This is a genomic window from Streptomyces sp. ISL-12, from assembly GCF_018614415.1.
Classification (GTDB): Bacteria; Actinomycetota; Actinomycetes; order Streptomycetales; family Streptomycetaceae; genus Streptomyces.
Genome location: NZ_JAGGOO010000016.1, coordinates 41575 through 62362 on the forward strand (window position 1 = coordinate 41575; position 20788 = coordinate 62362).

Here is a 20788-nt window from a genome sequence, read left to right on the forward strand (position 1 = left end):
CTTGGCGCGCCGTCTCGTCTGGCCGGCGGCCGTCCTCGCGACGGCCGCCGCGGTCGTCCTCAGCCTCGCCATCGGCACCCGCGCCGTGCCGCCGGCCGCGGTGCTCGACGCGCTGCTGCGCGGCACGACGTCACCCGACGCCCTCGTCGTACGGTCACTGCGGCTGCCCCGCACCGAAGTGGGACTGACGGCCGGTGCCGCGCTCGGCCTGTCCGGAGCCACCCTCCAGGCGGTCACCCGCAACCCGCTCGCCGACCCCGGCATCCTCGGCCTGAGCCAGGGCGCCGCGGCCGGTGTCGTCATCGCCATCTCCCTCGGTCTCGCACACGGCTTCGCCGGCTACGTCTGGTACGCCTTCGCCGGTGCGGTCGCCGCCGCGTGCCTGGTGTACGCCATCGCCGCACGAGGCCGGGGCGGGGCGTCACCGGTGAAACTGGCCCTGGCCGGTACGGCTCTGTCGGCGATGACCGCGGGAGCCACGACCGTCGTCCTGACCTCCAGCTCGGCCACCCTCGACCAGTTCCGCTTCTGGCAGGTGGGTGCCGTCAGCGGGCGCGACGCCGACAGCGTCGTACGGATGCTGCCGTTCCTGGCGGCGGGACTGGTACTGGTGCTGCTGTGCGCGCGGGGGCTGGACGCGCTGGCCCTGGGCGACGAGACCGCGCGGGCCCTGGGGCACCGGGTGCGTCTCGTACGGGGGGCCGCCGCACTCGGGGCGGCCCTGCTGACCGCCGCCGCGGTGGCCGCGGCGGGGCCGGTCGCCTTCGTGGGCCTGGCCGTTCCCCACCTCGCCCGACGCCTCACCCGCAACGCCCCGCACCGTGTGCTGCTGCCCCTGTCCGCGCTCCTCGGCGCGGCGTTGCTGCTCGCCGCCGACGTGGCGGGGCGTGTGGTGCGGGCGCCGGCCGAGGTCCCCGCCGGGGTGATGACCGCACTGGTGGGCGCGCCGGTACTGGTGGCGCTGGTGCGCAAGAAGGGAGCGACGGCATGACGGGCGGTGGCGGCGGGACCAGCCTCGTACCGAAGGACGCCCGGCCCAGGGGCAGCGTCGTCCTCCGCCCCCATCCGCGCGTCTCCCTGCTCCTGCACCGCCGCGGCACCGCCGTCGCGGCCGTCCTCGTCCTGCTCCTCGGCGCGGTGATGCTCCTCTCCGCCTGCGCGGGCCAGACCTGGGTCGGCCCGGCCGAGGTGTACCGCGTTGTATGTGGGGAGGGGGGACCGCACGACCTGGTGGTGGGCGAACTCCGCCTTCCCCGCATCGTGCTGGGCGCGCTCGTGGGCGCCGCTCTCGGTCTGTCCGGCGCGCTCGTGCAGACGGTCACCCGCAACCCGCTGGCCAGCCCGGACGTCATCGGCGTGAGTCACGGCGCCGCAGCGGCGACGGTGCTCGCCCTGGCGACCGGCACGATCGCGTCGCCGGGCGCGCTGCCCGCCGTCTCCGTGGCGGGCGGCCTGGCCGCGGCGGCCCTGGTCCACGCGCTGGCCTGGCGCCGCGGCATGCGGCCGGCCCGGCTGGTCCTGATCGGCGTCGGGATCGGAGTGGCCCTGTCCGCGGTCGTCCAGCTGTACCTCACCGAGGGTGAACTGGAGACGGCCGAGCAGATCAAGCTGTGGCTCACCGGAAGCCTCAACGGCCGGGGCTGGGAACAGGCCGGACCGCCGGCCGTCGTCCTGCTCCTGTCCCTGCCCTGCCTCGTCCGGGCCGGCCGGGTGGCACGCCCGATGGGCCTGGGCCAGGAAAGCGCCGCCGCGCTCGGCGTACGGGTGGACCGGGCATGCCTCGGCCTGACGGTGCTCGGCGTCGCCCTCGCGGCCACGGCGACCGGCGCGGCGGGCCCGATCGCCTTCGTCGCCCTCACCGCACCCCAGCTCGCCCGCCGGCTCGTGCGCACCCCGTACCTTCCGCTGCTCACGAGCGCGCTGACCGGAGCGGTCGTCCTGGTCACCGCCGACCTGGCCGCCCGCATGCTCGTGCCGCCCCTGGAGATCCCGGTCGGCGCGCTGACCGCACTGGTCGGCGGACCGTACCTGCTGTGGCTGCTCGGCCGCAGGGCGGACAGGTGACGGACCGTCAGCAGAGGCGCCTACAGCGGGGCGGGGGACGAGGCCCCGGTGATCAGCCGCCGGGGGCTCCCCGTGCCGTCCGCGGGCACGCTCCACAGATCGCTGCTGCCGACCTCGCCGTCGGTGGGCAGGGCGTAGGCGAGGGTGTCGTCGTCCAGCCAGGTGGCCTGGTCGTCGACGCTGTGGCGTTCGGCGAGCGGTGTCTCGCGCAGGGTGCGCAGATCGAGGACGTACTCGCGCCACAGGTCGGTACGGGACAGCACCCGCTTCTTGAAGGCGACCCGGGTCCCGTCGGGGGAGAGGGAGGGGCACTCCACGTTCTCGGTCAGGGTGGTGACCGACTGTCCGGAGACCGAACCGCGCACCAGGTACGTCTTGTCGGCGGTGTTGAGGGTGGCGTAGAAGGTGTCGTCGTCGGCCGCGAAGGTGACGCCCCAGAAGTTGACGTCCGCGGCACGGTAGGACTCGCCGTCCAGCGTGATGGCGAACGTCTCCAGGCTCGGGATCAGCCGCCCGGTACGGGTGTCCAGGATCGAGGTCCGGGTGGAGAAGAAGGTGGACGCGTAGGACTCGCCGGAGACGAAGACGGTCCAGGCGGCGAAGCGGCCGCTGGGTGACACCCGGGCCCGGCTGGGCGTGCCCGCCAGCGCGAACGTGCGCTGGGTGCGCAGCCGCGAGTCGAGCAGCAGGGCGCGGTTGCTCTGCTTGAGCACACCGGGGTCCGACTGGAGGCAGACGCCGGTGCCGGCCGCCGCGTAGAAGCGCACGCACTCCAGGTCCGAGGCGGTCCGCTCACCCCCGGGGGCCGCGGACGGCACCGAGGCGACCGCCGCGCGGTGCGGGCCGGCGATCTGGTTGACGAACGCCAGCCGGTCCTTCTGCCCGAGGGTCACCGTGCCGGCGCGCACGGCGGGGTCGCCCGACCGCGGCTGGTCCGCGCGGTCCGCGCGGTCGGCGGCGCGCAGCACCATGCCGGTCGCCGTGCCCGCGAGCACCAGGACCGCCGCGACGAGTATGAACAGGCGGCGGCGCAGGGATGTCATCGGTGTCGGTGTCCTTCTCGCGTCTCGGGTGTCGCGGTGGTGGTCATCGGAGCCGGCGGGCGGGCCGCAGTACCAGGCCGGTGACGGCCGCGCAGCACAGCAGGCCGATCGCCGAGCCGGCCAGCGCCGGGCCGTCACCCCACACCGTCCAGGCGGCGCCGAAGCCGAGCGAGCAGCAGAACCGGGCCAGGGCCTGGCTGGTGCCGACGATGGCGAGCCCGCTGGCGCGCAGGCGCTCGGGCACGATCCCGGCCAGCGCGGCCGGAAGCACCCCGTCGGTGGCGGCGTAGAACGTGCCGTGCAGGGCGAGGACGAGCGGGACGAGCAGCCCGGTGTCCGGGGCCCACAGCAGCAGGGCGTAGGCGGTGAGCAGGCCCAGGTGCCCGGCGACGAACACGCGGTGGCGGCCGATCCGGTCGGCCAGCGCGCCCATGGGCACGGCAAGCAGCAGGAACACCACGGCGGTGCCCAGCGGCAGCAGGGTGAACCACTCCTCGCCGACGCCCGCGCGGCGTTGCAGGAGGAGGTAGACGAACGCGTCGCTGACGGTGGTCAGACCGAGCAGCGCGGCACAGCCGGCGAGGGCCCGGAGGCGCGGCAGGCGCAGCAGTGCGAGTGCCTCGCGGACGCGGACGGGGGGCTTGGCGCCGCCGACGCCCGGCGCGTTCGGGTCGGCGGTCCCGCCCGCTTCAGCAGCACCACCAGCCTCCGTACCCGCCCCCCGCCCCCGCCCGGGCACGAACAGCACCAGCACGAGCACCCCGAGCACGGCCACGCACGCGCTCACGCCGAACACGGCGTCGTAGCCGTCGGCCGCCGCGCTCAGGATGAGGAACGCGGCCAGCGGGCCGAGCATCGCGCCGGTGGTGTCCATCGCCCGGTGCGCACCGAACGCCCGGCCCTGGTGCGCGACCGGCGTGGACAGGGAGATCATCGCGTCGCGCGGCGCGGTGCGCAGCCCCTTGCCGGTGCGCTCCAGCGCCAGCACCGTGCCGAGCGTGCCGATGCTGCCGGCGAGCAGGAGCAGCGGCTTGCACAGCGCGGACAGCCCGTATCCGAGGCCCGCGAGGAGTTTGTGGTTCCGTATGCGGTCGGCGAGGTGGCCGCCGGTGAGCTGGACCAGCGCGCTGACGCCGTTGTAGACGCCGTCGAGGGTGCCGAACGCCAGCGGGCTGAAACCGAGCGTGGTGACGAGGTAGAGCGGGAGGACGGCGGTGACCATCTCCGAGGAGACGTCGGTGATCAGGCTGACCGTGCCGAGGACGAGGACGACCGGCGCCACCCGGGGCCGGGGGCCGCGTCTTCGGCCCGGCCCGGTGTCCGCCGGCGGGGCGGAACGGTCGGTGAGGTACATGTGCGTGACTCCCGGTGCGGTGGGCTCAGTCCTGCCGGCTGCTGTCGTCCCGCAGCCAGGTGCCGAAGTCCTGGGCCCGGATGGCCTTCCGGGCCCTGCGGCGGGCGACGACCGCCGCCGCGACGAAGACGGCGACGCTCACGAGGAGCTTCGGCTCCGCGCGGACGAGGGCCCGCAGATCGGCGGCGCTGGTGCGCGCCGAGGCGTCCTCCGGTCCCTGCCGCTGTTCGACCTGGGCGGTGGACACCGCCGCCCGCACCCGCCGTTTCATCAAGTCAGCCCAGGTGCGCGGCGGTTGGACCACGACCTCGGCCGCGTCGACCACCAGCCGCTCGCGCGGGGTGAACGCCAGGGACGCCGCAAGGTCGTCCGCCATCAGCGGGGGCAGTGCGGCGACGCGGGCGTGCCCGGCCTCGGAGACCGCGATGACACCCCGGCCGAACAGCCCCTCGCGTACGGCCGGCAGGCGTTGCCACACCCGGTAGTACGCCCGTACCGGCCAGGCGCAGGAGGCCAGCGGGATCCGCCGCTCGGGAGCGGTGGCCAGGACGCCGGAGCCGTCGTCGGCCAGGGGCTCGGTCAGGGCCCGTACCCCGGCGCGCGTGATCACGACGTCGGCGTCCACGTAGAGCCGGGGGAAGCCGAGGGCGTGGTCGTCGCCCGCTCGCAGGGCGGCGTGTTTGGAGGGGACGGGGATCTCCACGACCCGGACGCGCGGGCCGCGTCCGGCGGCGATCCGCGCGGTGTCGTCGGTGCAGCCGTTGCACACGACCACGATGTCGGTCTCGCCGTCGGTGAAGTCCTCGGCGGAGTCCTTGGAGGCGTTCTCGGCGGAGTCGGCCAGCAGTGAATCGAGGAGCCGGCCGATCACACGCGCCTCGTTGTGTGCCGGGATCACGATGCTCGTCACCTGGGCAGTATGCCGCCGGTGTCACCCTTGTGAGGCATGTTTCGTCCAACTGTTCCCGTGGCTCTGTTTCATGGTCTAGATTGACGTCCGCCGGGTCGGTGATGAGGGAGGGGAACGTGTCGCTGAGGGCATGGCGGGCACGACCATGAACTCCGGTCCGGCGACAGAGCAGTGACCAACGAGCAGGCGCTATGAAGCGGTTGGGGAACCGCTGACGGCTTTTCGAACGTCCGGTGCCGCCGTGTGAGGAGACACGTCGGCGCCGATTCAGCCCTGGCTGCGGACCAGTGACCGTACATCCCGTGTGTGCGCGGTCGGGGACAGTTGCGCGTGTGGTGGTGGGGGGCCATGGCCATTGAGGTCACGCACGAGCCGGTGGATGTGGAACGTGGGCGTCCGCAGGCTCGCCGAAGACCCTGGGACCGGAAGTACCGGACGGTCCTGCTGATCGCGGACGGCCTGGCGGCCGTCGTCGCGGCGTTGTCGGTCCACGGTGCGTACGGCCGGTGGGCGGTGGCCTTGGTGCTGCCGCCGGCCTGGATCGCGATCATGCTCGCTCACCGGTCCTACGACCGCGGTGCCCTGGGGCTGGGTACCGAGGAGTACCGGCGGGTGTTACGCGGCGCCGTGGCGCTCCCGGCCCTGTCCGCGGCCGTCTACTGGCTGTTCACCCGTGATGCGGACCTTCTTCATGACATGATCATGTCCGCTGTGCCGGTGGCCGTGACCGGCACGGCGGCCCGGTACGCGCTGCGCCGCCGGCTGCACCGGCGCTGGGCACGGGACCGGAGCCGCGGCCAGGCGCTGCTGGTCGGGCCGGCGCGCGACATCCTGGAGCTGATCACCGTGCTGCGACGCGGGTGCGTCCAGGAACTGCAGGTAGCCGGGGTGTGTCTGAGCGACCCGGAGAACGCCACGGAGATCCGCCGGACGGGACTGCCCGTGCTCGGCGGTGTCGACGACATGAACGACGCGGTCGGCGCCCTGGGCATCGGCACCGTGGTGGTGCTCCCCACACCCGGTCTGCACGCCTCTGTCCTGCGCCGGATGTCCTGGACGGCGGCCGCGCGGGGCGTCGACTTCCTGCTGGCCCCGATGGTCTCCGACATCTCGGCGGCACGGCTGGCGGTCCGGCCCATGGGCGGAGTACCGCTGGTGCGGATCCAGGCGCCCAACCTCTCGCGGGCCGCCCGGCTGCCCAAGGAACTGCTGGACCGTTCCCTCGCCGCCGTGCTCCTGCTGCTGCTCGCGCTGCCCATGCTGGTCGTCGCCCTCGTGGTCCGCCTCGACAGTCCCGGGCCGGCGTTCTTCCGCCAGCAGCGCGTGGGCCGCTACGGCGACCACTTCACCATGCTCAAGTTCCGCACCATGCGGCCGGATTCGGAGGCCCTGCGGGCGGAGCTGCGCCATCTCAACCAGAACAGCGACGGACTGCTGTTCAAGGTGAAGGAGGACCCGCGCGTCACCCGCGTCGGCTCGTTCCTGCGCCGCAGCTCCCTCGACGAACTCCCGCAGCTGCTCAACGTCGTACGGGGCCACATGTCGCTCGTCGGCCCCCGGCCCTCGCTGCCGGAGGAGGTCGAGGAGTACTCGCCGGACATCAAACGCCGGCTGCTCGTCAAACCGGGCCTCACCGGTCTGTGGCAGGTCAGCGGCCGCTCCGACCTGCCCTGGGAGGAGGCCGTCCGGCTCGATCTCGGATACGTGGACAACTGGTCGATGAGCCTCGACCTGTCGATCCTGCTGCGGACCGGGTCCGCGGTGGTGCGGGGGACGGGGGCCTACTGATGGACGGGGCCCCGGGGAGGGGACGGGCGGCCTGCGGCCGGACCGACGCCCGCGCGGACGGACCGGGGACCACGAACCACGAACCACGGAGCGACCGGGGGCCCGTGGGCAGATCAGGGCCCGTGGACGGATCGGGGCCCGTGGACGGACCCGCGTCCGCAGGCGGGCCGGGAACTACTGATGGACCGGGCACTACGGACGGACCGGGGGGTCTGCTGATGGACCGAGGGAAGAAGACAGCCGTGCCACGGCAGCCGCTGGGGGTCGCCGTCGTCGGCGCCGGCTACTGGGGACCCAACCTCGTACGCAACTTCCAGGCCAGCGACCGCTTCCGGCTGCGCCGGCTGTGCGACCTCGACGTGGAGCGTGCCCGGCGGGTCCTCGGCGGCTACTCGACCGTCGAGGCCACCGCGGACTACGCGGCCGTCCTGGCCGACCCCGAAGTGGCCGCCGTGGCCGTCGCCACGCCCGCCGGCACGCACCTCGACATCGCCCTGGCCGCCCTGCGCGCGGGCAAGCACGTCCTCGTGGAGAAACCCCTCGCCGCGACCTACGCCGACGGGACGCGCCTGGTGGCCGAGGCCGAGGAACGCGGCCTGACCCTGATGTGCGACCACACCTACTGCTACACCCCCGCCGTTGGCCGCATCCGGGAGGCGGTCCGGTCCGGCGAACTCGGCGAGATCCACTTCGTCGACTCGGTCCGCATCAACCTCGGACTCGTCCAGAAGGACATCGACGTCCTGTGGGACCTCGCCCCGCACGACCTGTCGATCCTCGACTTCATCCTGCCCGACAACGTCGAGCCGGTCGCCGTCGCCGCCCACGGCGCCGACCCGATCGGTGCCGGACAGGCCTGCGTCGCCTATCTGACGCTCCAGCTCAACACCGGGGCCATCGCCCACGTGCACGTCAACTGGCTCTCGCCCACCAAGGTCCGCACCACCATGGTGGGCGGCGCCAAACGCACCCTCCTGTGGGACGACCTCAACCCCCTCCAGCGGGTGGCGATCTACGACCGGGGCGTGGACCTCGCCTCGCCCCAGGAGATCGGCGCCGACGAGCGGCGCGACATGCTCGTCTCCTACCGCTCCGGGGACATGATCGCGCCCGCCCTCACCGAGAAGGAGGCGCTGCGCTCCATGGTCGACGAGTTCGCCGACGCGATCCGCGACCGCCGGGCGCCGCTGACCGACGGCCGGGCGGGGCTGCGGGTGCTGGACATCCTCGAGGCGGCGTCCCGGAGCCTGGAGTTCAAGGGCGCCGTCGTCGGCCTGCGTGCCGGACGCTGACCGGCCGTTCCACCACACTGAGAGGGAGCAGTTGAGCACCGTACGCGGCAAGAAGATCCTGGTCACCGGGGGAGCCGGCACCATCGGCTCCCACCTCGTCGACCTCCTGGCGGAGGGCGGCGCCCGTGAGATCGTGGTCCTGGACAACTTCGTCCGGGGCCGACGGGCCAATCTCACCACGGCCCTGACCAGCGGCGCCGTGGAGATCGTCGAGGGTGACGTGCGGGACGCCGCCACCGTCCGGAAGGCCACCGAGGGCGCCGACCTGGTGTTCCACCTCGCCGCCATCCGCATCACCCAGTGCGCGGAAGAACCCCGGCTGGCCAACGAGGTCCTGGTCGACGGCACCTTCAACGTCCTGGAGGCGGCGGCCGAGGCCGGCGTCTCCAAGGTCGTCGCCTCCTCCTCGGCCTCGGTCTACGGCATGGCCGAGACCTTCCCCACCACCGAGCGCCACCACCCCTACAACAACGACACCTTCTACGGCGCCGCCAAGGCCTTCAACGAGGGCATGCTGCGCAGCTTCCACGCCATGTACGGCCTGGACTACGTCGCGCTGCGCTACTTCAACGTCTACGGCCCCCGGATGGACATCCACGGCCTCTACACCGAGGTCCTCATCCGCTGGATGGAACGGATCGAGGCGGGCGAGCCGCCGCTGATCCTCGGCGACGGCACCCAGACCATGGACTTCGTCGACGTCCGCGACATCGCCAGGGCCAACGTGCTGGCCGCCGAGTCGGACCTCACCGACGAGGTGTTCAACATCGCCAGCGGTACCGAGACCTCCCTCAAGGAGCTGGCCGAGGGCCTGCTGGAGGCGATGGGCGCCCAGGGCCTGGAGCCGGTGCACGGCCCCGCCCGCTCGGTGAACGGCGTCGAACGGCGCCTCGCGGACACCTCCCGGGCCGCCGAACGGCTCGGGTTCACCGCCGGGATCGACCTCCGCACCGGCCTCAGCGACCTGGTGCGGTGGTGGCGCGCCGAGCGGGAGGCGGCCCAGTGAGCGGCACCGACCGTATCCCGGTGATGATCCCCTGGCTCGGCGAGGAGGAGGCCCGGGCCGCCTCCGAGGCCGTGCTGTCCGGCTGGGTCGCCCAGGGGCCGAGGGTCGCGGCCTTCGAGCGGGCCTTCGCCGAGCGGGTGGGCGCCGAGCACGCCGTCGCGGTCAGCTCCTGCACCACCGCCCTGCACCTGTCCCTCGTCGTCCTCGGCATCGGACCGGGCGACGAGGTGGTGGTGCCCTCGCTGTCCTTCATCGCCACCGCCAACGCCGTGCGGTACACGGGCGCTCAGCCCGTGTTCGCCGACGTCGACCTCGCCACCGGCAACCTCACCCCGGCCACCGTGGACGCGGTCCGCACCCCCCGCACCAAGGCCGTCCTCGCCGTCCACCAGGGCGGCATACCGGCCGACGTACCCGCCCTGCGCGCCGTCTGCGCCGACTGGGACCTGCCCCTGGTGGAGGACGCGGCCTGCGCCATCGGCTCCACCGTCGGCGGCAAACCCGTCGGCCACGGCGCGCTGCTCGCCGCCTGGTCCTTCCACCCCCGCAAGCTGGTCACCACCGGCGAGGGCGGCATGGTCACCACCGACGACGCCGAGTGGGCGGCCCGGCTGCGCCGGCTGCGCGAGCACGGCATGAACGCCTCGGCGGCCGAACGCCACGCGAGCGGCCGGCCCGTACTGGAGAGCTACCTGGAGGTCGGCTTCAACTACCGGATGACCGACATCCAGGCCGCGGTCGGCCTCGTCCAGCTCGGCCGGCTCGACACGATGATCGCCCGCCGCCGCGAACTGGCCGACCGCTACGGGCAGTTGCTGCGCGAGGTCCCCGGTCTGACCCCCGTACGCGACCCCGGGCACGGACAGGGCAACTTCCAGTCCTACTGGGTGCTCCTCGACGAGGACTTCCCCGGCGGCCGGGACGGCCTGCTCGGCGCGCTCGCCGACGCCGGCGTCTCCGCCCGGCGCGGCATCATGGCCGCCCACCTCGAACCCGCCTACGCCGGCCACCCGGCCGCCCCCCTGCCGGTCACCGAACGGATCAGCCGCGACTCGCTGATCCTGCCGCTGTTCCACACCATGACCGAGGACCAGCAGGACCGGGTCGTGGCGGTACTGCGCGAACGGGCACCGGCATGACCCCACTGGTGATCGTCGGCGCGGGGGGATTCGCCCGGGAGACCGCCCAGGCGGTGCTGGCCGCGGGCGAGTTCGAGCTGCTCGGACACCTCGACGACGACCCGGCCCTGCACGGCACCGAGACGGACGGCGTGCCCGTCCTCGGCGGCTGCGACCTCGTCCACGGCCTGCCCGAGGCCCGGGTGGTGATCTGCGTGGGCAACCCCCGCGACTACGCGGTCCGCGCCCGCCTGGTCCGCCGCCTCGGCCTGCCCGAGGAGCGCTACGCGACCGTCGTCCACCCGACGGCGGCGGTCTCCGCCACGTCGGCGGTCGGGCCGGGCTCGGTCCTGCTCGCGCACTGCGCGCTGACCGCCGCGGTACGGGTGGGCGCGCACGTCGCGGTGATGCCGCAGGTGGTGCTCACCCACGACGACGTGGTCGAGGACTTCGCCACGCTCGCCTCCGGCGTGCGGCTCGGCGGCGGCGCACGCCTGGCGAGGGGCGCCTACGCGGGGTCCGGCGCCCTGGTCAGGGAAGGCACGACGGTCGGCGCCTGGTCGCTGATCGGCATGGGGAGCAGCGTGCTCGGCGACGTGCCGCCGGGCGAGGTCTGGGTGGGGAGCCCGGCCCGACGGCTGCGCGCCGCGCCGGCGCCCGCGCTCGCCCAAGCCGCACTCGACACACGGACCGAGCACGCACAGGGGGGACCTGTCAGATGAACCGGATACCGCTGGTGGACCTCAAGGCGGCCCACGAGGAGGTCGCCGACGAGGTACGGGCCGGATTCGACCGCGTCCTCGCGCACACCGCGTTCGTCGGCGGCGAGGAGGTCCGCCTCTTCGAACGCGAGTACGCCGACTTCGGCGGCGTCGCGCACTGCGTGGGCGTCGCCAACGGCACCGACGCCCTCGAACTGGCCCTGCGCGCCGTCGGCGTGGGCCCGGGCGACGAGGTCGTGGTGCCCGCCAACACCTTCATCGCCACGGCCGGCGCGGTGGCCCGCGCCGGAGCCCGCCCGGTCCTCGCGGACTGCCTGCCCGACAGCCACCTCCTCGACCCCGAGGCGGCGCTCGCGGCGGTCGGCCCGGCCACCCGCGCGGTCGTCCCCGTCCACCTGTACGGGCAGCTGGCCGACGTCACCGGCCTGGCGGACCGGCTGCCCGCGCACGTCCGGATCGTCGAGGACGCCGCACAGTGCCAGGGCGCGACCCGTGAGGGCCGCACCCCGGGCAGCGGCCACATCGCCGCCACCAGCTTCTACCCGGGCAAGAACCTGGGCGCCTACGGCGACGCGGGCGCCGTCCTCACCGATGACGCGGAGACCGCCGGCCTGGTACGCGCCATCGCCAACCACGGCGGCGTCGCCAAGTACCGCCACGACGTCCCCGGCTTCAACAGCCGCCTCGACGGTCTCCAGGCCGTCGTCCTGCGCGCCAAACTGGCCCGCCTCGCCGACGGCAACGCGGCCCGCCGGGCCGCCGCCGCCCGCTACGGCACCCTCCTCGCCGGCCTCGCGGCGGCCGGCCGGGTCGTCCTGCCCGTGACGGCACCCGGCAACACCCACGTATGGCACCTGTACGTCGTCCAGATCACCGGCGCCGGCCGCGACGACGTCGTCGGCAAGCTGAACGCCGAGGGCATCGGCGCCGGGGTGCACTATCCCACCCCCGTCCACCTCACCCCGGCCTACCGCCACCTCGGCCACGCCCGCGGCGACTTCCCGCACGCCGAGCGGGCGGCGGACCGGATCCTGTCCCTGCCGCTCTACCCGCAGATCACCCCCGACCAGCAGCAACGTGTCGTGGACGCGCTCGCCCACGCGCTCGACGGCTGACGCGGCACGGCTGAGAGGTACGCATGAACAGATGGAGCAGACGGATCCGGGGCGTCCGCCTCGCCGTCGTGGCGGCGTTGATCTGGGCGGTGCTCCCGCAGGCCGGGGCCGCGCAGGCGGCCGTGGACCCGTGCGGCGCGGACTCGAACCCGGTCGTGTGCGAGAACTCCAAGGCGGGCACCCCGAAGTCCGAGTGGTTCGCGCCCAACGCCTACGGCGACATCAAGGGCTTCTCCACCAAGGAGAGCGTGCGGGCCGGTGACACCGTCCAGTTCAAGATCCAGTCGCCGGTCCCGTACCAGGTGCAGATCTACCGCCTGGGCTGGTACGGCGGCGACGGCGCCCGGCTGATCTCGACCGAGGCCGAGGCGTCGGCCGTCCACCCGGCCAACTACACCACCGAGCCCGCCGACTGCACCACCAAGAGCGCCACCGGTCTGGTCGACTGCGGCAACTGGCCGGTGAACGTGACCTGGACGGTGCCCGACGACGCCGTCTCCGGCCTGTACATCGCCAACCTCGCGCAGACCGACGGCGACGGCCTGATGCCGTACCCGTTCGTCGTCCGCGACGACGGCTCCACCTCCGACATCGTCGTGCAGACCAGCGACCAGACCTGGCAGGCGTACAACGACTACGGCGGCCAGGACCTCTACGGCGGCGCCGGACCCGCGCCCGACGGGCGGGCCTACGAGGTCAGCTACAACCGGCCGCTGGACATCGGCGGCGACAACGGCATCTACGGCTCCGAGTTCATGATGCTGGCGTGGCTGGAACGCAACGGCTACGACGTCAGCTACCTGTCCGGCGTGGACGTGTCCGTCAACGGCGACACCCTGCTGAAGAAGCACCGGGTGTACCTGTCCTCCGGCCACGACGAGTACTGGACGCAGAGCCAGTACACCCACGTCCTCGACGCCCGCAAGGCCGGCGTCCAGCAGGGCTTCTTCAGCGGCAACGAGGTGTTCTGGCAGACCCGGCTCACCCCGAGCATCGACGGCACCGGCACCGACAACCGCACCCTGGTCTGCTACAAGATGACCAAGATGGCCCAGAACAACGGCATCGCCGACCCCAGCGGCACCTGGACCGGCACCTGGATGGACCCGGCCAGCACCCGCTACGGGCAGGACTACCAGCCGCCCAACATCCTCACCGGCTCCATGTTCACCGTGAACGGCTACCGGGCCGACGCCATCACCGTCCCCGGCTCGTACGGCAAGAACCGCATCTGGCGCGACACCTCGATCGCGGACCTCGCCGCCGGCCAGACCGCCACCTTCCCCGCCGGCACCCTCGGCTACGAGTGGGACAGCGACATCGACAACAGCACCCGGCCCGCCGGCGCGATCAACCTGTCGTCGACGACCGTGGACATCGACGACGGCAAACTCCGCCTGGACTGGGGCAACACGTACGGCAACGGCACGGCCACCCACAGCCTCGTCGCGTTCCGCGACCAGGACTCCGGGGCCCTGGTGTTCGGGGCCGGGACCGTGCAGTGGTCGTGGGGGCTGACGGACGTTCCCACGTACCACCCCGAGGACACCGTGGTGACCGAGGACGCCCGGATGCAGCAGGCGACCGTGAACGTCCTCGCCGACATGGGCGTCCAGCCGCTGACCCTCCAGAGCAACCTGGTCACCGCCACGGCCTCCACCGACACCACCGGCCCGGCCATCACCGTGGCCGCCCCCGTCGCCGGGGCCACCGTCCCGGCGCTGAAGCCGGTCACCGTCAAGGGCACCGCCACCGACTCCGGCGGCGGTGTGGTGGCCCGCGTGGAGGTCTCCACCGACGACGGAGCGACCTGGCAGGCCGCCACCGGACTGACGTCCTGGACCTACAGCTGGACCCCGGCCACGCCGGGGCCCGCGACCCTCAAGGTCCGCGCCGTCGACGACAGCGTCAACATCGGCACCGTCACCACCATCCCGGTGACCGTCGGCCCCCAGACCTGCCCCTGCACCGTCTGGCCGGCCTCGGCCGTACCCGGCACCGTCAACGCGGGCGACGGCAGCGCGGTCGAGCTGGGCGTGAAGTTCCGCACCACCACCGCAGGTTCGGTCACCGCCGTCCGCTTCTACAAGTCGCCCGCCAACACCGGCACCCACACCGGCAGCCTGTGGACCGCCTCCGGCACCCGCCTGGCCACCGGCACCTTCAGCAACGAGACCGCCTCCGGCTGGCAGCAGCTCAACTTCGCCACCCCGGTCAACGTCAAGGCCGACACCACGTATGTGGCCTCCTACTTCGCACCCAACGGCGGATACTCCTACGACGCCGGCTACTTCGCCGGCCAGGACGCCGGCCTGGCGCCGCTGACCGCCCCGAAGTCCGGCACCCACGGCGGCAACGGCGTCTACCGGTACACCTCCGCCAGCGCCTTCCCGTCCACCCAGTCCGACGGCAGCAACTACTGGGTCGACGTGGTGCTGGACACCTCGACGGCCACCACCGTCCCGCCCACCGTCGCCTCCACCTCCCCGACCTCCGGGGCTACCGACACCCCGATCACCGCATCGGTGTCGGCCGTGCTCAGCGCGTCCGTCGACCCCGACGACCTGACGTTCACCGTGAAGGACCCGAGCGGCGCCGCGGTCCCGGGGACGGTGACCGTGCCGGCGGCGGACAAGGTGACCTTCACCCCGTCGAGCCAGCTCTCCCTGCACACCACCTACACCGCCTCCGTACGGGCCTCCGACGTCTGGGGCAACGCGATGACGGAGCCCGTGACCTGGTCGTTCACCACCAGTTCCACCCCGCCCCCGGTCACCTGCCCCTGCACCCTGTGGGGCCCCTCCGCGACGCCGGCCGTCACCGACATGACCTCCGACACCAACTCCGTGGAACTGGGCACCCGGTTCACCTCGTCGGCCGACGGCTGGATCACCGGCGTCACCTTCTACAAGGGCGCCGGCAACACGGGCACCCACACCGGCAGCCTCTGGTCCGACGACGGCACGCTGCTCGCCGCCGGCACCTTCACGGGCGAGACGGAGTCCGGCTGGCAGACACTGGTCTTCGCCACCCCGGTCAAGGTCACCGCCGGCACCGCGTACGTCGCCTCGTACCACGCGCCGAACGGCCGGTACGCGGTGGACGGCGGCTACTTCGCCTCCGCCCACCAGTCCTATCCGCTGACCGCCACCGCCGACACCGCGGCCCACCCCAACGGGCTGTACAAGTACGGCTCCGACCCGGCCTTCCCCACCGCCTCCCACGGCTCCGCCACCTACTGGGTGGGCCCCGTCTTCACCGCCGACGACCCGAGCGCCTCGATCGCGGCGGAGGGCTCCGCGGAGCCGACCGCGACCACGGTGACGTACACCGCCGACGCGGTGGACCCGCTCACGGTGACCGTGCCGGACGACGCGGGCCCGTCGTCCGTCCGGGCCACCCTGGACGTCCTGTCCGGCGCCGACGACGAGGCCGCCGCCGAGCAGCTCGGCGTCCGGCCCGTCACCCACTACGACCGGGCCGCCGGCAAGGCGTCCGTCCACCTGACCGCGCCCCTGCCGGACGGCACCCGGTTCCGGATCACGGTCACGGCCGTGGACGAGGACCGGCGGACGGTCGGCTCCCGGAGCTGGACCCTGACCGCCGACTCCGTCCGCCGCCCGAAGAACTGATTGGCTTCCCCACGATGAGCAGCGTCAGTGTTGTCATTCCCTGCTACAAGTACGGCCACTTCCTCGCCGACTGCGTGAGCAGCGTCCTCGACGAGCAGGACGGCGTCGACGTCCGGGTGCTCATCATCGACGACGCCTCACCCGACGACTCGGCGGAGACGGCGCGGAAACTGGCCGCCGCCGACCCGCGGATCGAGGTCCGGGTCCACGAGACCAACAAGGGCCACATCGCCACCTACAACGAGGGCCTCCTGGAGTGGGCCGACGGCGACTACGTGGCCCTGCTGTCCGCCGACGACCGGCTGGTGCCGGGCGCCCTGGTCCGCGCCGCGGCCCTGCTCGACGCCCACCCGGAGGCCGGGTTCGCCTACGGGCGGCCCCTGCGCTTCCGGCACGGCGGGCCGCTGCCGAAGGCCCGCACCCACAGCACCGGTTCGGTCGTCTACCCCGGGCGGTGGTGGCTGGAGCGCCGGTTCCGCGAGGGCACCGGCTGCATCACCTCGCCCGAGGTCGTCGTCCGCACCAGCCTCCAGCGGGCGGTCGGCGGCTACGACCCGGCCCTGCCGCACGCCGGCGACATCGAGATGTGGATGCGGCTCGCCGCCCACGCCGACGTCGGCTACGTACGCGGCGCGGACCAGGCCTTCTACCGGGTCCACGGCGACAACATGTCCACCACCGACTTCGGCGGCCAGCTCGACGACCTGCGCCAGCGGCTGGTCGCCTTCGACTCGGTGCTCGCCAAGTGCGGCGACCGGCTGCCGCACGCCGACCGCCTCGCCGACCAGGTGCACACCCGCCTCGCCCGCTTCGCCCTGCGCCGCGCCTACCGGGCCTACGACCGGGGACGCACCGGCGTCGTACCGGTCGACGAGTGCGTGGCCTTCGCCGAGCAGTGCCTGCCGGGCTACCGGGCGCTGCCCGAGTACCGCGCGCTGCGGCTGCGCCGGCGGATCGGCCCGGCGGTGATGCCGTACCTCCAGCCGCTGGTGTGGTCGGCCGTGGCCGAACGCGGCCGGGAACGGTTGTGGTGGGAGTCGTGGAAGCGGCGCGGAATCTGATGGGACGCCAGTACCACCCGGTGTGCGTCTCAGTGGGCCGTGGCCACCGGAGCGGCGTGCGGGCGGCGGCCGTGCGCGGCGGCCGGCCGGCGGCCCGCCAGCAGGCGGTCCAGCCACAGCGCGCCGAGCACCCCGCCGGCCGTGCCCAGCAGGGCCGTGCCCGCCAGGCCGCGGACCCTGTCACCCTGGACCGGGGCGGCGCTCGGGGACGTCAGCACGGACGGGGTGATCCGCGCCCCGGCCGGAACGCCCTGCGCGGTCTGGAGCCGTTCGACATGGGCGCCGTACACGTCGATGACGCGGCGCACCGTCGCCACCGCGGTGTCCCGGTCCGACGCCTGCGACTGCACCTGCAGGGACGGGATCAGATACTGGGGCATCGCGCTGGTGCCGCTGTTGCGCGGCACCAGCTGGTAGTCCCCCCGGACGCCCGCCGCCCGCAACTCGTCCTTCCCGGACGGGGAGCGCAGCTGCCGGACGACCGCGTAGGAGACCGCGGCGAGCGGCGGCTGGAGATTGGTGAGCTGGTTGGGCTGGTTCCGGGTCACCGGCGGCTTGAGGACGACCACCGCGGACCCCGTGTACCGGGGCTCGGGGCGGACCACCTGGTAGGCCCCGGCGGCCGTCAGCAGCAGCGCCACCACCACGACGTACCAGCGGCGCAGCAGCGCGTCGGCGACGTTCCCAGGCGACATCACGCATTCCTTCCGTCCCTCCCGATACTGGCAGGGCGCGCCGGGCGACGCCACCGGATCGAGGGGGACGGTACGTGAGCCTTGGCGAGATATGGGCCATTCTGCGCAGGCGGTGGTACTTCATGGTGCCGCTCACCCTGCTCAGTCTGCTCGGCGGCACCTACCTGTACGCGACCGTCCCCGTCTCCTACCAGTCGCAGAGTTCGGTCGCGCTCCTCGACTCCTCGGCCGTGGCCCGGCTGGCCCCCACCTTCGGCAACCCCATCTCGAACGCGGGCGGTTCGCTCATCGTCACGGCCGACGTCCTGATCAGGACCCTCGAATCCGGCGACGCCGCGAAGGAGTTGTACAGCCGGGGCGTCACCGACCCCTACACGGCCGGGTTCGCCCCGGGCAGCGAGAGCCCGCTGCTCCAGCTCAGCGTCACCGGAACCGACCGCGAGAAGGTACTCAAGGAGACCGACACCCTGACCGCCTTCGCCGGTGAGCAGCTCACCGCCCTCCAGGAGGCCGCCGAGGTCCCGCCCGCCTACCTGGTGGAGACCGCGCCCGTCGTCCTCCCGCAGACCCCGGTGGCACAGTCGAAGAGCCGCTACCAGGGCGTCGCGGCCGTGGTCATCCTCGGTGTCGTCAGCGCGTTCCTGCTGTCGATCCTGATGGAAGGCGTCGCGGTGGTACGCCGCCGCCCGCCGGCCGCCCCGCGACCGCACCGGCCGCGCGCCCCGAAGCGGGTCCGGGCCGGGCCGCTCGGCCGCCGGGTCGACGCCACCGCGATCCTCACCGTCTACCTGGTGCTGGCCTTCTTCGTCCCGTCCAACCTGGCGCTGCCCGCCCTCGGCGGCGTCGGCACCCCCGCCAACGTCTTCGCCCTGCTCGGGCTGTTGTGGTACCTCGCGACCTGGCTGGGCGGCCGGATCCTGCCCGCGCCGGGCACCCGGCCCGTACGGATCGTGATGTGCCTGCTGGGCCTGGCCGTCCTCGCCGCCTACCTCGCCAACAGTCTGCGCGGCAGCTCCCACCAGGAGGTCCTGGGAGCCGACCGCGGCCTCATCGGCTTCCTGGTGTGGGTCGCCCTGGTCGTCCTGGTCTCCGCGGGAGTGCGGGAACGCGGCCGGCTCGACGTACTGATGCGCCGCATGGTCGTCATGGGGTCCGTGGTCGCCGCGATCGGCTTCTACGACTTCTTCGCCGCCACCAACGTCGCCGACTCCATCCACATCCCCGGCCTGCGGACCAGCGTCGCCCAGGTCTCCGTCATGGACCGCGGCTCCTTCACCCGGCCCCGGTCCACCACCGCCCAGCCGCTGGAGTTCGGCGGCATGCTGGCGATCCTCCTGCCCTTCGCGATCCAGCAGGCCTTCGACCCGGTCCGCCGCCACCTGCCCGCCCTGCGCCGCTGGGGACCGGTGCTGCTCATCGGCGGCGCGCTGCCCCTGACGGTGTCGCGGACCTCCGTCCTCGGCCTGCTGCTGGTCGCCCTCGTGATGGTGCCCCGCTGGAAGCCGGCCCGCCGCTGGGCCGCCATCGGGATCATGGCGGCCTCCGTCGCCGTCTTCAAGGTGCTCGTGCCCGGACTCATCGGCACCATCACGGAGCTGTTCGCCTCCTTCCTGTCCAACTCCGACAGCAGCACCCAGGCCCGGACCGTCAAGTACAGCGCGATCGTGCCCTATCTGAAGGAACACCCGCTGTTCGGCCGGGGCTTCGGCACCTTCACCCCGGACCTGTACTTCTTCACCGACAACCAGTACATGCTGACCGCCGCCGAGACGGGACTGCTCGGGGTCGTCGCCCTGTTCGCGCTGTTCCTCGCCGGCATCCACCACGGAGGCGCCGTGCGGCGGCTGGCCCGCACCGACAGCGACCGCGAACTGGGGCAGGCGTTCTTCGCCTCGGCGCTGGTCGCCCTCGTCATCAGCGCCACCTTCGACTCGCTCAGCTTCCCGATGTTCGCCGGCATCTTCTTCCTGACCCTGGGCGCGGGAAGCAGCTACCTGGGGTTCGTCCGGCGCGAGGCCGCCGGCCCCGGGCCCCGCAAGGCCGCAGAGACCGAAGTGACCGAGCTTCCCCGACCCGCGGAGTCCCGATGAGCACCGTCGCCGTCATCGTCGTCACCTGGAACAGCGCCCCGGTGCTCCCCGGGTTCCTCGCCGCGCTGGAGGACGGCATGGCCGGACTCGACTGGCGGCTGGTCGTCGCCGACAACGACTCCGCCGACGACACCGTCGAGGTCCTGCGGACGCTGGCCCCCGCCGCCACCGTCGTGCGGACCGGCCGCAACGCCGGGTACGCCGCCGGCATCAACGCGGCCGTGGCCGCCGCCGGTGACTTCGGCACCGCCCTCGTCTGCAACCCGGACGTCCGCATGCGGCAGGGCTGCGCGAAACGGCTCGTGGACCGCCTCGGGGACGGCACCGGGATCGCCGTCCCCCTGCTGTACGAGGAGGGCCGGGACACGCCCCACCACTCGCTGCGCCGCGAGTCCAGCGTGACCCGGGCCCTGGGCGAGGCCCTCATCGGCAACCGCAGGGCCGGGCGGTTCCCGGGGCTGAGCGAGATCGTCACCGACCCGGCCGCCTACCGCCGGCCCACCCGCGCCGACTGGGCCACCGGCGCGCTGATGGCCGTATCGGCGGACTGCCGGGCCGCCTGCGGCGCGTGGGACGAGTCGTTCTTCCTCTACTCGGAGGAGACCGAGTACTGCCTGCGTGCCCGGGACCTGGGATACGCCACGCGGCTGGAGCCGACCGCCGAGGCGGTGCACCTGGGCGGCGACTCCCGGGTGTCGCCCCGGCTGTGGACCCTGCTCACCCTCAACCGGGTACGGCTGTACGGGCGGCGCAACGGGCCCCTCGCCACGGCCTGCTTCCGGGCCGCCGTGTTCCTGCGCGAGGCGTCCCGGGCCGCCCTCGGCCGCGAGGCCAGCCGCGCCGCCGCCGCGGCCCTGCTGCGGCCGGGCGCGCTGAAGGCCACACCCGGACCGTGACG

At 73.3% G+C, this 20788-nt stretch carries 16 protein-coding genes; 12 read left to right on the forward strand and 4 right to left on the reverse strand.

From position 1 onward, the window contains the following. Position 1 precedes the first annotated feature (1 nt). Positions 2 to 991, forward strand: coding sequence for an iron ABC transporter permease (locus J7I94_RS04765; RefSeq protein ID WP_215165332.1), 990 nt, complete (start codon positions 2 to 4; stop codon positions 989 to 991). Further along, positions 988 to 2064, forward strand: coding sequence for an iron chelate uptake ABC transporter family permease subunit (locus J7I94_RS04770; protein WP_215165333.1), 1077 nt, complete (start codon positions 988 to 990; stop codon positions 2062 to 2064). Before J7I94_RS04765 ends, J7I94_RS04770 begins: the two co-directional genes overlap by 4 nt. A gap of 20 nt (positions 2065 to 2084) precedes the next feature. Here the strand turns inward: J7I94_RS04770 and J7I94_RS04775 are convergent, their stop codons facing one another. From J7I94_RS04775 to J7I94_RS04785, 3 genes are read right to left on the reverse strand one after another with little or no spacing between them, the layout of a single operon-like run. Continuing rightward, entirely contained in the window at positions 2085 to 3107 is a 1023-nt protein-coding gene (locus J7I94_RS04775) for a PD40 domain-containing protein (protein ID WP_215165334.1), read from the reverse strand. A 43-nt stretch (positions 3108 to 3150) separates the two neighbouring features. Then, positions 3151 to 4461 carry an MFS transporter gene (locus tag J7I94_RS04780; RefSeq protein ID WP_215165335.1) on the reverse strand — a complete coding sequence of 437 codons (1311 nt, stop codon included), beginning with the start codon at positions 4459 to 4461 and terminating at the stop codon, positions 3151 to 3153. Positions 4462 to 4486: 25 nt separating this feature from the next. Beyond that, positions 4487 to 5371, reverse strand: coding sequence for a glycosyltransferase family 2 protein (locus J7I94_RS04785; RefSeq protein WP_215165336.1), 885 nt, complete (start codon positions 5369 to 5371; stop codon positions 4487 to 4489). Positions 5372 to 5719: 348 nt separating this feature from the next. On the opposite strand from J7I94_RS04785, the gene J7I94_RS04790 reads away from it, so the two are divergent. The 8 genes from J7I94_RS04790 (at position 5720) to J7I94_RS04825 (ending at position 17105) form a co-directional block, all read left to right on the forward strand. Beyond that, positions 5720 to 7159: a sugar transferase gene (locus J7I94_RS04790; protein ID WP_215165337.1), complete on the forward strand. Its 1440-nt coding sequence runs from the start codon at positions 5720 to 5722 to the stop codon at positions 7157 to 7159. A gap of 242 nt (positions 7160 to 7401) precedes the next feature. Beyond that, a complete protein-coding gene (locus J7I94_RS04795; RefSeq protein WP_308114496.1) occupies positions 7402 to 8451 on the forward strand; it encodes a Gfo/Idh/MocA family oxidoreductase in 1050 nt (349 codons plus the stop codon). A gap of 31 nt (positions 8452 to 8482) precedes the next feature. Continuing rightward, entirely contained in the window at positions 8483 to 9457 is a 975-nt protein-coding gene (locus tag J7I94_RS04800) for an SDR family NAD(P)-dependent oxidoreductase (protein WP_215165341.1), read from the forward strand. Then, entirely contained in the window at positions 9454 to 10596 is a 1143-nt protein-coding gene (locus tag J7I94_RS04805; protein WP_308114497.1) for a DegT/DnrJ/EryC1/StrS family aminotransferase, read from the forward strand. Before J7I94_RS04800 ends, J7I94_RS04805 begins: the two co-directional genes overlap by 4 nt. Next, positions 10593 to 11297, forward strand: coding sequence for a NeuD/PglB/VioB family sugar acetyltransferase (locus tag J7I94_RS04810; protein WP_215165343.1), 705 nt, complete (start codon positions 10593 to 10595; stop codon positions 11295 to 11297). Before J7I94_RS04805 ends, J7I94_RS04810 begins: the two co-directional genes overlap by 4 nt. Then, the gene (locus J7I94_RS04815) at positions 11294 to 12412 is read left to right on the forward strand and encodes a DegT/DnrJ/EryC1/StrS aminotransferase family protein (RefSeq protein WP_215165345.1); all 1119 of its coding nucleotides are present in this window, start codon (positions 11294 to 11296) and stop codon (positions 12410 to 12412) included. Before J7I94_RS04810 ends, J7I94_RS04815 begins: the two co-directional genes overlap by 4 nt. Before the next feature lie 23 nt (positions 12413 to 12435). Then, complete coding sequence (locus J7I94_RS04820) at positions 12436 to 16044, forward strand: DUF4082 domain-containing protein (RefSeq protein ID WP_215165347.1); 3609 nt, start codon at positions 12436 to 12438, stop codon at positions 16042 to 16044. 14 nt (positions 16045 to 16058) lie between these two features. Beyond that, a complete protein-coding gene (locus J7I94_RS04825) occupies positions 16059 to 17105 on the forward strand; it encodes a glycosyltransferase (RefSeq protein WP_215165349.1) in 1047 nt (348 codons plus the stop codon). A 29-nt stretch (positions 17106 to 17134) separates the two neighbouring features. Here the strand turns inward: J7I94_RS04825 and J7I94_RS04830 are convergent, their stop codons facing one another. Continuing rightward, positions 17135 to 17800 carry a hypothetical protein gene (locus tag J7I94_RS04830; protein ID WP_215165351.1) on the reverse strand — a complete coding sequence of 222 codons (666 nt, stop codon included), beginning with the start codon at positions 17798 to 17800 and terminating at the stop codon, positions 17135 to 17137. 74 nt (positions 17801 to 17874) lie between these two features. Between J7I94_RS04830 and J7I94_RS04835 the strand changes: the two genes are divergently transcribed. Both J7I94_RS04835 and J7I94_RS04840 read left to right on the forward strand, forming a co-directional pair. Further along, entirely contained in the window at positions 17875 to 19890 is a 2016-nt protein-coding gene (locus J7I94_RS04835; protein ID WP_215165354.1) for an O-antigen ligase family protein, read from the forward strand. After that, positions 19887 to 20786, forward strand: coding sequence for a glycosyltransferase family 2 protein (locus tag J7I94_RS04840; RefSeq protein WP_215165356.1), 900 nt, complete (start codon positions 19887 to 19889; stop codon positions 20784 to 20786). The genes J7I94_RS04835 and J7I94_RS04840 overlap by 4 nt, the downstream gene beginning before the upstream one ends. The last annotated feature ends 2 nt before the right edge of the window (positions 20787 to 20788 follow it).

Coding starts and splice junctions, on each gene's coding strand:
- J7I94_RS04840 (WP_215165356.1), top strand. CDS start 19,887: ATGAGCACCGTCGCCGTCATCGTCGTCACCTGGAACAGCGCCCCGGTG.
- J7I94_RS04775 (WP_215165334.1), bottom strand. CDS start 3,107: ATGACATCCCTGCGCCGCCGCCTGTTCATACTCGTCGCGGCGGTCCTG.
- J7I94_RS04825 (WP_215165349.1), top strand. CDS start 16,059: ATGAGCAGCGTCAGTGTTGTCATTCCCTGCTACAAGTACGGCCACTTC.
- J7I94_RS04815 (WP_215165345.1), top strand. CDS start 11,294: ATGAACCGGATACCGCTGGTGGACCTCAAGGCGGCCCACGAGGAGGTC.
- J7I94_RS04780 (WP_215165335.1), bottom strand. CDS start 4,461: ATGTACCTCACCGACCGTTCCGCCCCGCCGGCGGACACCGGGCCGGGC.
- J7I94_RS04820 (WP_215165347.1), top strand. CDS start 12,436: ATGAACAGATGGAGCAGACGGATCCGGGGCGTCCGCCTCGCCGTCGTG.
- J7I94_RS04790 (WP_215165337.1), top strand. CDS start 5,720: ATGGCCATTGAGGTCACGCACGAGCCGGTGGATGTGGAACGTGGGCGT.
- J7I94_RS04770 (WP_215165333.1), top strand. CDS start 988: ATGACGGGCGGTGGCGGCGGGACCAGCCTCGTACCGAAGGACGCCCGG.
- J7I94_RS04830 (WP_215165351.1), bottom strand. CDS start 17,800: ATGTCGCCTGGGAACGTCGCCGACGCGCTGCTGCGCCGCTGGTACGTC.
- J7I94_RS04810 (WP_215165343.1), top strand. CDS start 10,593: ATGACCCCACTGGTGATCGTCGGCGCGGGGGGATTCGCCCGGGAGACC.